13 protein-coding genes are annotated in these 12,867 nt (G+C 33.0%); 1 reads left to right on the top strand and 12 read right to left on the bottom strand.

All coding sequences use genetic code 11. The annotated features are described in order from the left end of the window. Nucleotides 1–42 precede the first annotated feature (42 nt). From DP68_RS01845 to DP68_RS18790, 7 genes are all read right to left on the bottom strand, one after another. Entirely contained in the window at nucleotides 43–645 is a 603-nt protein-coding gene (locus tag DP68_RS01845) for a DUF421 domain-containing protein (protein WP_035305254.1), read from the bottom strand. A 123-nt stretch (nucleotides 646–768) separates the two neighbouring features. Further along, entirely contained in the window at nucleotides 769–2,244 is a 1,476-nt protein-coding gene (locus DP68_RS01840; RefSeq protein ID WP_291546868.1) for a protein adenylyltransferase SelO, read from the bottom strand. 188 nt (nucleotides 2,245–2,432) lie between these two features. Next, the gene (locus tag DP68_RS01835; RefSeq protein ID WP_081957054.1) at nucleotides 2,433–3,026 is read right to left on the bottom strand and encodes a GNAT family protein; all 594 of its coding nucleotides are present in this window, start codon (nucleotides 3,024–3,026) and stop codon (nucleotides 2,433–2,435) included. Between the two features lie 108 nt (nucleotides 3,027–3,134). Beyond that, nucleotides 3,135–3,434, bottom strand: coding sequence for a CD3324 family protein (locus DP68_RS01830; protein ID WP_035305249.1), 300 nt, complete (start codon nucleotides 3,432–3,434; stop codon nucleotides 3,135–3,137). 400 nt (nucleotides 3,435–3,834) lie between these two features. Then, the gene (locus DP68_RS01825) at nucleotides 3,835–4,605 is read right to left on the bottom strand and encodes a DUF2087 domain-containing protein (RefSeq protein ID WP_035305247.1); all 771 of its coding nucleotides are present in this window, start codon (nucleotides 4,603–4,605) and stop codon (nucleotides 3,835–3,837) included. Nucleotides 4,606–4,971: 366 nt separating this feature from the next. Continuing rightward, the gene (locus DP68_RS01820; protein WP_035305245.1) at nucleotides 4,972–5,928 is read right to left on the bottom strand and encodes a tRNA-dihydrouridine synthase family protein; all 957 of its coding nucleotides are present in this window, start codon (nucleotides 5,926–5,928) and stop codon (nucleotides 4,972–4,974) included. Nucleotides 5,929–6,063: 135 nt separating this feature from the next. Then, complete coding sequence (locus DP68_RS18790; protein ID WP_052085590.1) at nucleotides 6,064–8,142, bottom strand: cell wall-binding repeat-containing protein; 2,079 nt, start codon at nucleotides 8,140–8,142, stop codon at nucleotides 6,064–6,066. A gap of 267 nt (nucleotides 8,143–8,409) precedes the next feature. Between DP68_RS18790 and DP68_RS01805 the strand changes: the two genes are divergently transcribed. Beyond that, nucleotides 8,410–9,426 (top strand): alpha/beta hydrolase, encoded by a 1,017-nt coding sequence (locus DP68_RS01805; RefSeq protein WP_035305241.1) that lies wholly within the window; start codon nucleotides 8,410–8,412, stop codon nucleotides 9,424–9,426. 168 nt (nucleotides 9,427–9,594) lie between these two features. Here the strand turns inward: DP68_RS01805 and DP68_RS01800 are convergent, their stop codons facing one another. The 5 genes from DP68_RS01800 to DP68_RS01785 all read right to left on the bottom strand — a co-directional run bounded on the left by DP68_RS01800 (nucleotide 9,595) and on the right by DP68_RS01785 (nucleotide 12,806). Then, complete coding sequence (locus DP68_RS01800; protein ID WP_291546865.1) at nucleotides 9,595–10,782, bottom strand: acetylornithine deacetylase; 1,188 nt, start codon at nucleotides 10,780–10,782, stop codon at nucleotides 9,595–9,597. 132 nt (nucleotides 10,783–10,914) lie between these two features. Continuing rightward, nucleotides 10,915–11,043: a hypothetical protein gene (locus DP68_RS19420; RefSeq protein WP_278281183.1), complete on the bottom strand. Its 129-nt coding sequence runs from the start codon at nucleotides 11,041–11,043 to the stop codon at nucleotides 10,915–10,917. A 49-nt stretch (nucleotides 11,044–11,092) separates the two neighbouring features. Then, the gene (locus DP68_RS01795; RefSeq protein WP_035305239.1) at nucleotides 11,093–11,479 is read right to left on the bottom strand and encodes a cytidine deaminase; all 387 of its coding nucleotides are present in this window, start codon (nucleotides 11,477–11,479) and stop codon (nucleotides 11,093–11,095) included. 225 nt (nucleotides 11,480–11,704) lie between these two features. After that, entirely contained in the window at nucleotides 11,705–12,415 is a 711-nt protein-coding gene (locus DP68_RS01790; protein WP_035305237.1) for a 4Fe-4S double cluster binding domain-containing protein, read from the bottom strand. Nucleotides 12,416–12,488: 73 nt separating this feature from the next. Further along, on the bottom strand, nucleotides 12,489–12,806 hold the full coding sequence (locus tag DP68_RS01785) for a TIGR04076 family protein (protein WP_035305233.1): 318 nt from the start codon (nucleotides 12,804–12,806) through the stop codon (nucleotides 12,489–12,491). Nucleotides 12,807–12,867: the final 61 nt, after the last annotated feature.

Genomic DNA, 12,867 nt, shown 5'->3' with positions numbered 1-12,867 from the left:
CATAATATCTATTTATCAGTATCATTAAAACTAACATACCGTCTAGGGTTCATTTTCGTTTCCCTCAAACTTTTCACTTTTTATCTCTTTAAAGATATTATTACTTTTATTATTCTGGAATTGTGCTCCTCCAGTAATCATTTCCCTAACCTGAGATATTTCGTTCATTAGTTTTACAAAATCTTCCTGAGTTAAAGGCTTTTTATTATCTTTTAGTTCATACCCAAGCTGCCCACTCACTTCAATAGTTGCATATTTTACATCTTCTATAGAAGATATCCCTGCTTGCCTCAATCGTGTTTCAAGTTTGTCGATTGTCATCCTAATCTTTTTTAAGTTCTTAATATTAAGTTTACCATTTTCAATAACAATTACTGATTTCCCAGAAACCATAGTCTCTAAAAAATCCACTTTAACTTCTAGATATTCGGTAATTATCATCAATATTGTTAGCACCGCTGCTACTAAAAAGGTAATAAGAAGTCCTTTTCCAGATACAGGCTGAATAAGTAAAGATCCTAATCCTATCATTACTATAGTTTGAGATATTGTCATTTGAGAAATTGATTTTCTTCCACCTACTCTTAAAATGAATGTTCCTACAATAAATATTAAAACCGACTGCCATATCCAGTTTAAATTCATGATTTTACCTCCTTAAACAATCTTTAAATTTTATATCAGGAAAAAGGGCACGCTTGAATGCCCTCCTTATATAATAGTTATTAAAATTCTTATTTTACATCACTTGGATAATTCAGAAACTACTTAAGTACCACAAAAGGTTCTGTAAGGATTATCTGATTCCTTAGGCAATGCGCAGTAATCATCCTGTTTATCGGAGTATTCGTAAGGATTTGAAAGAATATCTAGAAGCCTCTCCATCACACTGTAATCTCCATAGCTTACCGCAGCCTCTAGTGCCTCTTCCACCCTGTGATTACGAGCAATAACTGCAGGATTGCTCATTTGCATTAATTTTTTAACAGAAGCCTTTGACTCCTGCTGCCTGCTAAGTCTTGCTTGCCACAGCTGATTCCACTGAATGAATTCTGTGGTGCCAAACAGCGCAGTATCCTCTAACTTATCAAGTGTTAATGCACGGAATGTATTTGTGAAATCAGCACCATGCTTATGCATCATATTAAGAAGACCTTCAATAAGAGATTCATCCTCAGGCTCTTCATCAAAGATTCCAAGTTTTCCTCTCATTCCTGCTATCCAATTACTGTGATACAATTCTTCAAAACTCCCAATTGCTTCTTCAGCAAGTATAATGGCATCCTCCTCGTTGTCATGCATCAGCGGCAACAAAGTTTCAGCAAATCTAGCTAAATTCCATGCTGCAATATCTGGTTGATTACCATAGGCATATCGACCCTGCATATCAATGGAACTAAATACCGTTGCTGGATCATAAGTATCCATAAAGGCACAAGGTCCATAATCAATAGTTTCTCCACTGATAGTCATGTTATCTGTGTTCATAACACCATGAATAAAACCAACTAGCTCCCATTTGGCAATGAGTACAGCCTGCCGCCTTATGACTTCCTTAAGCAGAGAAAGATAACGATTTTCATCATTCTCTATTTCCGGAAAATGCCTTTGCAATACATAGTCTGCCAAAGCTTGAAGGTTCTCCGTAGCTGTAAAGTTTGCAGCATATTGAAAGGTGCCCACACGTATATGACTAGCAGCTACACGGGTAAGAATTGCACCAGGCTGTTCAGTTTCACGCATTACTGGTTGACCAGTTGTCACCACCGCCAAGCTTCGGGTAGTAGGAATATTAAGTCCATGCATTGCTTCGCTGATTATGTATTCACGCAGCATAGGTCCAAGTGATGCTCTCCCATCACCTCCGCGAGAATATGGAGTTTTACCCGAACCCTTTAGCTGAATATCAAATCGCCTGCCTTTAGGCGTTATTTGTTCTCCTAAGAGAACAGCTCGGCCGTCTCCCAGCATAGTAAAATATCCAAATTGATGTCCTGCATAAGCCTGTGCAATAGGCAAAGCACCCTCGGGAATTTTGTTTCCAGCAAACACCTCTACACCATCATTACTTTCCAATTCCTCAGCACTCAACCCCAAAGATTCTGCCAATGTATGATTGAAAATTATAAGTTCTGGAGAGCGTACAGGAGTTGGCCTTTGCCTTGTGAAAAATGTTTCTGGCAGACGAGCATAACTGTTGTCAAAGTTCCATCCTGTTTCAGTTATTACTTTTTTATCACTCATGATATCTCCTTTTTCCTTTCTATATTTTTGTGTCCTAATTTTTTTACTTAAAACAAAATCATAGCTATTCTATGATATTTTTAGTATCTGCTTCTGCCATCTTATTATACTGTTACCATGAACTTTCCTAGCAATATAAAAAGCTGCTTGAAAATAATCAAAAATCATTTTCAAGCAGCTTTTTATACCTAATTGTTAAGAACATCTAACAATTCTCCAGTAATATTATATTTTTCTCTAAACTCATCTTCCAAAATACTCATTGTAATCATGTCATAGTATTTACTATTAAAGTAGCAGCCATGTCTTTTGATTCCTTCTCTTACAAAACCCATTTTTTCATACACATGAATTGCTCTTTGATTAAATGGAAATACTTCTAGTTCAATTCTATGTAAGTTAAGCATTCCAAATCCATAATTCAATGCTAATATCAATGCTTCACTTCCATAACCTCTACTAAAATCTTCTTTTTTATTTATCAAAATTCTTATATTAGAATTTCTATCATTTCTATAGATGCTATTAATAACAACTTCCCCTACTATTTTGTTAGATTCTTTTGATATTATTAAAAAATCAACTCTACTGTTATCTTGAGCTATATTTTCTAAATATCTTTCAATCTCTGACTTATTAAATATTTGTTGAGTTCCTGTAAAAATCATTGCTTCCACACTGCTATTATCCATGCTTTCCCAATATTCTTCAAGGTACTCTTTGTCCAGTTTTTTTAGATATATCAAATCTCCCTTTAGCTCTAAAAGGTTTCTTGTATTCATTTATACTCCATCCTCCCTTAACTTTACCAATATCAATCTTCTTATCCCTAGATATACCATGTCTCAACATATCATCATTATATAGTAGTTAAAAGGAGGCTTTCAATCTCACTTATCATTCTGTTTTAATTTCGAGCACAATTTCCTTTGCTCAGTAATAATTCTTCTAATACTCTTATCTGAAAGATAGTATTCCTCAGCTAAATCCAAAACCGTAGTACCATTTTTATACTTATCATAAATTTCAGCGTTTCGCATATTTAATTTATCTCTTGTACCATTCTTTTCTCCCCAGGTCTTTTGTTCTCCATCTTTTCTAGGAATATATAAATATTCACCGTTCACATATTCTTGAATAATTTTTATTATTTCATCTGGTAATATATTTTGTGCATTACTATATTTCATATCTTTACTCCTCCAAAAATTATTTTTGGTTGAAGCAAAGACCATAAAAATCTACTTATAATCAATATACTTGCAACAGATGCGATTCAATAAAAGAAATCAAACTCATAAACCACTTTATTAAACTATATAATGCTGAAAAACTGTACACTAAATAAGCCCAATTTATATAAATTATAAAAAAGAGCGTAAAGGTGCCTTTGTATTTTCAACATCAGCTACTTTAATAAAATAGTCTCCAAGCAAAGCATAGCCGATTTAGTTCTTATGGCCTTTGCAAGGAGTAATTCGACCTCCAAATTCACATCTATAATTCATTATAAGATTCCTTTCATGTAAAATTTATAACTTGCAAATGATATTATATACTATTTTTGTTAAAGGTTCAATATGTTTAGATTTATTCCTTCACCCAATAGCTATTGCAATCATTTGTTCTTTCAATAAATCCATATTCTATTAAAGCTCTTCTGATGGTTACATAATCTTCATATATTCTTTTTAAAATCCTATTAATTTCTTTTTCTGAATAAGTCTTTCCTTTAGTAAAGTTCTTAGTGATTTCCTGTAATATAATAATCTTCTTCTTTTCCTTAGAAGGATAAATTTTTAATGCACCTGTATCATCCATGTGTATTTTTATAGTATCCTCTTTTTCCTTATCAGTAATGTTATATCTATCATCTATGCTGATTGCTGTTTTATGAGGATCACATATAACTTCTTTTTCTAGCTTATTAATTTTGTTCTTTGTGCTATTTGTGAGTAAGTTCATCATTGCTAAAAATAACTTTGCTTGCTTTTCCTTTTCTCGTAATTTGTAACGATGATTTCTAATAGTTGATTGTGCAACTCCAAGATTTGCTGCAACTTCTTTATCGGATAGCCCCTGGGCAATTAATGTTAATATCTCTCTTTGAACACCTGACACTCCTGTAAAAGCTGAATTCATCCCTAATAAGTACCCAAGCATAGAATCATGTCTTTCCTCTATGTGAATTTCTGCTGCCTTTTTTGCATCATAAAGTTTTGACTCTATTTCATATATACGTCCCTTTTCAAATACCTCTTCACAAATTATACATCTATACTCTTTATCGTTTTCTACAAACCCATTTTCCACTTCATCTATTGTGGCATTCCAAAATAATTCATTTGATTTCGTATCCATTAGAGCTAACCCCTTTCAATGTTTATTAATTATCATCATTTCAATAATACACCCTTATCAAGCATATGTCTATATATAAATAGATATTTTTAATATTTGTCTACGTTTTATCATATTTTATTTTTGGAAGTTTTTTCAGTAAGCTTTTCGCTTGCGCCTAATATATAATTTTTGTGTAAAATGAGAATTATACTGCATTAAAATTTTATCAAGGAAATTTTTTTAATCTATATAATACAAAAGCCCTCCTGCACTACTTTATTTCATGCAGAAGAGCTTTTATATATTATTTTGATTTAATCAGTTTGCCATTCTTGAATTCCTCATTATGATGCATCATAATGATAAAACAATCCATCGTATCAATTAAAATCCGCGTAAGGGTGTTCGTTCTATATCAAGTTCTTGAAACAACTTTGATATAACTGCCTCATAATCGCATAATCTATCTGTCTTTCTTATTTTCTTAACATATTTATCACTGTCTGCAAACAGGTGTATCATATAAAACCAAAATTCTTTCATTTTAAATAACACATTTCTATCTCCAGAAAGAATTCCCTGATAACCTTCATAAACTGCATCGTGAAATGCCTTCATTACCTGTTTATCTACCATAGGGTTATCCTTAATTTCTCCAATTAATGCTGGATTTGCAATAAGTCCTCGACCTAGCATTACTGCATCTAAACTTGGATACGTTTCTACCAATTCCCTATAGTCCGATAGATTAAAAATGTCCCCGTTATAACAAACAGGATTTTTACTTAATGCTAATGCATCTTTAAACACCGACCTATTTGGCTTGTTATTGTAAAAGTCCGTTTGTATTCTTGGGTGAATAATAAGTTCCTCTAAAGGGTACTTGTTAAAGATTTTAATCAGCTCATAAAATTCATCTGAAGAATCCTTTCCAATCCTTGTCTTTATAGAAATCTTTGTTGATGCTTTTGAAAATATATCCTCTAAAAATTCATCCAGCTGTTCTCTTTGTGCAAGAAATCCTGAACCTTTATGTTTTGCAACAACTGTACCAGAGGGACAGCCCAGGTTTAAATTAATCTCATCATAACCAAACTTAGTCAAATCATTCACCGTACGAGTGAAATACTCAGCATTATTTGTAAGTATTTGAGGCACCACAGTTAGTCCTTCATTGTGTTCCGGTAATATATCATTTAATTCTCTGGAAGTAAAGCCCTTATTAATAGTTGGTGAAATAAATGGGGTAAAGTATTTGTCAATTCCACCAAAAAAAGTTTGATATGCATTTCTATATATATATCCAGTAACACCTTCTAAGGGTGCAAAATAGTATTTCATATTATAAAACTCCTCATCATAAGTAATTTCATATCTATTTTATCTAATAAATATATTTTTGTATAGTCATCCCCAATGCTATTCTTAAATAGAGCGTAAAATTAAACCCTAGAGAATATATCCCTAGGGTTCTTTTTACTTAGTAGAAATTAATGTATTACTGCTATCATACAAACGTGCTTGGTCGCCACTATTGTTCCAGATATAAGCTCCGGTCCATTTTAAATCCCCTATAGCATTTCCGCTAGCTATTCTTATTGTAGCTCCGGCCTTTAAAATATAACCACTTGGGAAATTATAAGTTTGATTTCCTTCTACACTTACAAGCTTCCATCCTGTCATATCTGTATTTTGAGTTCCATTGTTCTTTATTGTAACTATTTCTTTACCTAAATCTACACTTATTATTTGTATACTTTTATTAGTTATTACAGGAGGAACAACTCCACCATCATTAGATCCTGTTCCGCTGCCGCCATTGTAACTTCCTGGCTTAGTACTAAAAGTTATATTATTTCCATCACAGGTAGCTACTATAGTTCCTAATTCATCTGTTCTATAAACAGCTGCACCAATATTTTTAAGTTTATCCAAAGTAGTTTGTGTTGGATGTCCATAAGTATTGCCTTTTCCTACACTTATAACAGCATACTTTGGTGATACTGCTGATAAAAACTCACTTGTAGTTGATGAATTGCTGCCATGATGTCCAACTTTTAATACATCTGCTTTTAAATTATATCCTGCTCTTAACATTTCCTGCTCAGATACATCTTCAGCATCCCCTGTAAACAAGAAAGATTTACTTCCATAAGTAAGCTTAAACACTATAGAATAGTTATTTAAATCTTCATAACTATCCCCATTAGGTGCTAATATTTCTAAGCTTACATCTGAATCTAAGTCTACAACCTCTCCAGGGATAGGAGCAGCTATTGTCATACCTTTATTATTTATAGCTGTAACCACATCTTGAAAAGTTTGAGTAGTTGAAGTTACTTTTGGCATGTAGACCTTTCCTACTCTAAACATATTTATCACTGTATCCAATCCACCAATATGATCTTCGTGAGGATGAGTGCCTGCAATGATATCAAGCTGAGTAATCCCCATATTTTTTAAATATGAAACTACTTTATTTCCATCATCATTGTTTCCTGCATCAATAAGCATATTTTTTCCGTTTGGAGTTTGAATTAATATACTATCAGCTTGTCCTACATCTATAAAGCTAACTTTTAAATCTTCTTTTCCAGTTACAATTTTATTTACTACTGAATCAGAAACTACTCCAGTACCACCTAAAATTATTACATTATTATATCCATAATGCTCAGCTCTTATTGAAGCCATTACTAATGGATCAATAGAGCTTCCTACTAAAATTAGCGGAGAGTTACTTAAAGCTGCTAGTGCACTTCCAGATAAAGCATCTGGGTAATTTTGGCCTGATGCAGCATAAACTTTATCGTAACTAAACTCACTTGCAAAATGATTTAATACTGCTGCATTAGTTCCATATCTGCTGCTTCCACCAAGTCTTGTAACACTCTTTAATTGTGAAGCTATTTTATCGCTTACTACTCCACTTCCTCCAACTATGTAACTTTTTTCATAAGACTTATTTGCTAAAAATCCTTTAACTTGATCTGATAAATCAACTTTATCAGTAAGAAGTATCGGCATTCCCTTTTGAGCAGCAACTGGTGCTATAGATAAAGCATCAGCAAAACCAAATCCATTGGTTACAACTACACCGCTGCTTTCTCCTAGATATTTAGCTACTTGCAGTGATGTTTCAAATCTATTTGGGCCAGATATTCTAGTAATCTCAATGTCCATCCTTCCTATTTCAGAAAGTACATTATCTGATACAACCCCAGATCCTCCTACTACAAATACATTCTTTACGTTAAGTCTTTCTAATTGATTTTTGGTATTTGGGTCTAAAGCATTTTTTCCAGTAAGTAAAATTGGTGCATTGTATTTTTTGGCTAAAGGCGCTGCACAAAGTGCATCTGCAAATCCTTCTCCACTAGCTATTACTGCATAATCAGAAGTTGTCCATCCATTACTTACAATTTCAGCTCCTGTTTCATACCTATTGTTTCCTGCCAGCCTGTCCTCTAGTGTTGCTGCACTAACTTGAGATGTTAAAATCACAGCTAACGACAATGTTAGTGCTGAAACAATATTTAGCATTATTTTCCTCATTTTTGTCCTCCTTTATTAACATTTTATGACTGTTTCATTATATTTTATTTTCCTTTTTTCGACAAGTACATAAAACTGGTAACAAGATAGGATTGAATAATAGGGTATATAAACTAAAGTTATTTTCTAAGGTAAGCAAAGGTTGTAATGTAAAATCTAGAAAACCATGATATAATTGTAATTATATTTAATAAAAGTTATATATTTCAGATAGAAACTTACAATACTAACTGAAGAAACTCTATATGATTTTAAGGAGGTCCAAAAATGTATCCAAGTAGAATAGAAAAGAGAAGAAAAGCTAAGCTAAAAAGTAAAAGGCGCTTTAAAAGATATATATTTTCAAGCTTGATTTGTGTAGTTTTTATTTTATTAATTGGTTTATCCTATGAAAAAATTGGAGAATATAACGATTCTAAAACCTATCCTCAAGTAGGGAAAATGGTTGATGTAAATAATCATAAAATTAATATATTTAGCAAAGGTGAAGGAAATACAACCGTAGTATTTACTGGAGGATTAAATAGTCCAAGCTCTTATGCAGATTTTTATCCCCTTTATAGTGTAATTTCAAAGCACGCTAAAATAGCCGTTTATGATAGACCTGGACATGGCTGGAGTGAATTAACAGATGCCCCAAGAGATATAGATTCTATTGTAAAAGAAATGCATACAGCCCTTTTAGAATCTGGGCAAAAGCCTCCATATATACTGGTTGGACATTCATTAGCATCATTATCAATAATGAGATTTTCGCAAACATATAAAAATGAAGTTTCGGGTATTGTACTAATTGATAGTGGTAGTCCTGAATATTATTTTAAAAATAGTGCTGCATCTAGCAGCAGTACTGCGTTTAAGTATCAGATGCTAAAATCTTTAGGCATAGCTAGATTAGCGCTTTACCATTCAAATTATTCTTCGAAATTTGTGTCAGGACAAAATGATCTTAAATTATTACCTAATGAGTTGAAACAGTTATACTTTTCAATGACCCTTAAAACTATGTATAACAAAAATATTATAGATGAAGGTAAAATGATAAGCAATAATGCAAAAACAATTTTAGATAGCAAAAAATCAGGTGATATTCCACTTAGAATATTGACTTCTGAGAGTAATACTTTATCAATTCCTGGGTGGGAAGATAGTCAGATAGCTTTCAAAAATTGGTCTACAAATAGTACACAAAGGGTTGTTAAGGGTTCAAGGCATTCTATACATCAGTTTGCCCCTGATGTTATAAATAATGAAATAATAAAACTGATAAAAAATCAAAAGTAAAATATTTATATTATTACAAAAAAGTAGAGGCTATTTTTAGTCTCTACTTTTTTAGGTATATTCCCTAGTACTATATGAAAATCTCTATTTTAAAAATAGGATAACTTATATGCACCATTTTCCCATAAACTCTAAAAGGATAGCACTATAATCAAGAAGCTGTTGTGCTTATACGCACTCATCTACTGAATGTGCCTGCTCTGGAAGACCTGGTCCATACAATACTGCTGGAATTCCACCATGCGCAAGCCATCCCACATCTGTTACACTAGGATTCATATTTACATTTGGTTTTTCATTTAAACAAACTTCATGTACGCTGGAAAGAAGTTTAACTGCTTCACTATCTTTATCAATTTCAGCAGAAGGAAAAATTTCTCCTCTCTCCTCAATCATTGACTTTCCACCCCATTTAAATTGTATGGGATTTTCTCTAAACCAAGGATCTTTATCTGCTAGCTTCTGCAAATGTTCCTCAACTTCTTTTATAACTGACTCATAGCTTTCATTTGGATAAAAGTGTACAGTAATCCAAAGTTTACACTCATCTGCCACAAATGCTGCATTTCTTCCACCTTCTATTACTGCAGGATTTATTGTATTTACGCCTCTTTCAAAGCCTGGATAAGTTTTTGTTTCATACCAAATTTCTTCAAGCTCACGAAGTGACTGAATAACATTTTGCATTTTTTCAATAGCACTTGCTCCAAAAATTCCACCCTCTGGATGAATTAAATTTCTTCTAACTGCATCATGAAAAACATCTTTACTCTTCACTGTTACCCAAGCTGTGATCACTCCACCCTGACCCTGAATTTCAAGATTGCTTGTGTCCATACATATTCCAAAGTCAGCCTTGTATCCACGATCCAAAATAGCACGAGTACCAGCCTCTCCTGCCTCCTCACCAATTACTGACTGAATCTGCAAGTCTCCATCAAGCTTAACCCCATACTTTTTTAAAAGCCAAACGGAATACAGAGCACATGCCATTGCTCCTTTCATATCAGCAGTTCCACGTCCATACAAGAAACCATTTTCTTTAGTAAGTTCAAATGGTGGATAAGTCCAATGAGTGGTATCACCTACAACTGCAACATCCACATGACCATTTAAAATAAGACTTTTGGCCTCTTCCCCCTTCATTCCTGGAATAATTCCAACTAACAAACTGTCACCAGGATACATCTCCCATTGATTAAGATTGGCTCCCAATTCACTCAAAAAATTATATATGTAAGACTGTGCACCATCTGAATTTCTTCCAGGAGGACTAACTGTCTCAAAAGAAATCAAATCCGATAATATCTTCCATAGCATTTCTTGATTTTCATCAACACATCTCATCCAATTCATTTTCATTCTCCTTCAAGTATCAATTGTCTACGGTTTAATTATACCTTACTTCTAAACGACGTGTCAGCTAAGAGGTACAATCAATTACTGTTTTTTTATTTTCATATAGAGTAAAAAAAGAGCCAGACGGCTCTATTTCTTTGGTAATCCTCTTACAGGCTTATTCATATTTTTGTCTGCTTCCCATGTAAATACATTTGGAGATTTTGAATTATTTTTCTCATTATCATTTCTTTTTTTATTTTCTGATTTAGATTGCATTGTACTCACCTTCCTTAGTAATTTTATCCCCAAAGGTTGATAAAATTATTCATTGCTTATTATGCCAACGATTGGGTAATAAATCACTAATAGTAACTATTGTACTCTTCTCTAACATTACCTCGCATTTATAGTTATCATCATTAATTTGACAAATAAATTCTCTGCATCTTCCACAAGGCGCAACAATTGTTCCATCTTTATAAACTACTACCAATTTAAGCATCCTGCTTTCACCAGCAGTAATCATTGAGGCAATAGCCGCATGCTCTGCACAAAACCCCATGGAACAAGGTGTATCTATACATACTCCAGTGTAAACTTTGCCGCTTTCACTTAAAATTGCTGCTGCAACATGACCTGCACGTGAGCTCTTTGAAATTTTTTTAGGATTTAATGTATTTTTGGCAATATCATATAGTTCATCAAATGTCATGATTATTCTCCTTTCAAATGTATGATATAAATAATATTCGCCATCAGACAATTATGACACATTATAAGAATATGACATAGTATTGCTATTCTAACGGATCTTTTATAGATAACCTTCTTTGATATTTCTATATAATACATAGATTAAAAATAATAGAGGATAAATAGCCTATATACTATTTATCCTCTATTGTTTTGCCATATAAAAATGTTTGTAGTACACTTTCTACGCCCATTTGCTTCCTTTCAACTTTAAATATTTCTGTGTCCAAGGGCAAACTAGTATGCACTTCCCACAAACTCTTTCTTCTACTCCAAGTTTATCGCTTCTTCTTCGTCCTTCATCCCTGCACTTAAAAGCAGCAAAATAACTATCCCTATCCATATTTACCTTCCAATTGGTTCCTAATACAGCACTGCTTGGACATAGATTCTTGCACGTATTGCAGGTTCCACATTGCCCTTCATCTATTGGTAATCCTACATCTAGCTCTGCATCAGTTAGTACACTGGATAACCTTACAGCTGAACCAAACTCTTTTGTAACCAGTAATGCGCACTTTCCAATCCATCCAATTCCTGCTCTAGTTGCTACTGTTTTATGAGGCAAAGTAGTTCTTAAAATTGTTTCATCTGTAGTTATGCTTCTTTTCACCTTAGGTAATGCTCTAAATCCATGGTATTTTATAATTTCAGCTGCATATTCATCAAGTTCATCTAAAAGTTTATTTACCCTTACATATTCATCATAATAATCTTTTGTTGGTCCATTCTCTATTCCAGTAATTATAAATGGGTTAAGTGCTACTGCAATTGAAATTCCGTATCTATAACCCTCCCTTTGGTTTTCTGGGATGTCTTTTAAATCTGCAAATCCAACTATTGAAGCACCTTTTTCAATAAGCCGTTCCCTGATTTCTATACTTAAAGAATTCAATTTTACCCCCCATTTCATCTGTAATTAATTACTTTACTATGAATATGACATAGTTATTTAAATGGGCTAAAAACTATGCTTCTATTCTTTCTAATTTATAAATAACTGGATGAAGCCCATCATTACATGAATGTATTGCTGTTCCATCTTGTTTTACATAAGGGCTGTTGCCACCTGAAGCTAAAAGAGCAACCTTACTTTTGAGTCCTTCCCAAGCACCTGCACAAAATTTATCTGGCATCTCACAATTCTTCGATATATACTCATCACCTTCTTGTCCCTTTGCACAAATCACAGGAATATTATCCTTTGCATAATCTTTATGAATATCTTCAACCTTTAACTTCTTTAATATTGTAATTTTAACATCATAACATTTTTCAGTTTCCATATTTATACCCCCATTTTAAATATTACTTTATTATAATTTCTTATAAATATGACCTCATAAA

This window comes from Clostridium sp. HMP27, assembly GCF_000765165.1.
Lineage (GTDB): Bacteria > Bacillota > Clostridia > Clostridiales > Clostridiaceae > Clostridium_AK.
Note: the sequence above shows the minus strand (reverse complement) of the source record. Positions and strands in the feature narration are given on the sequence as shown.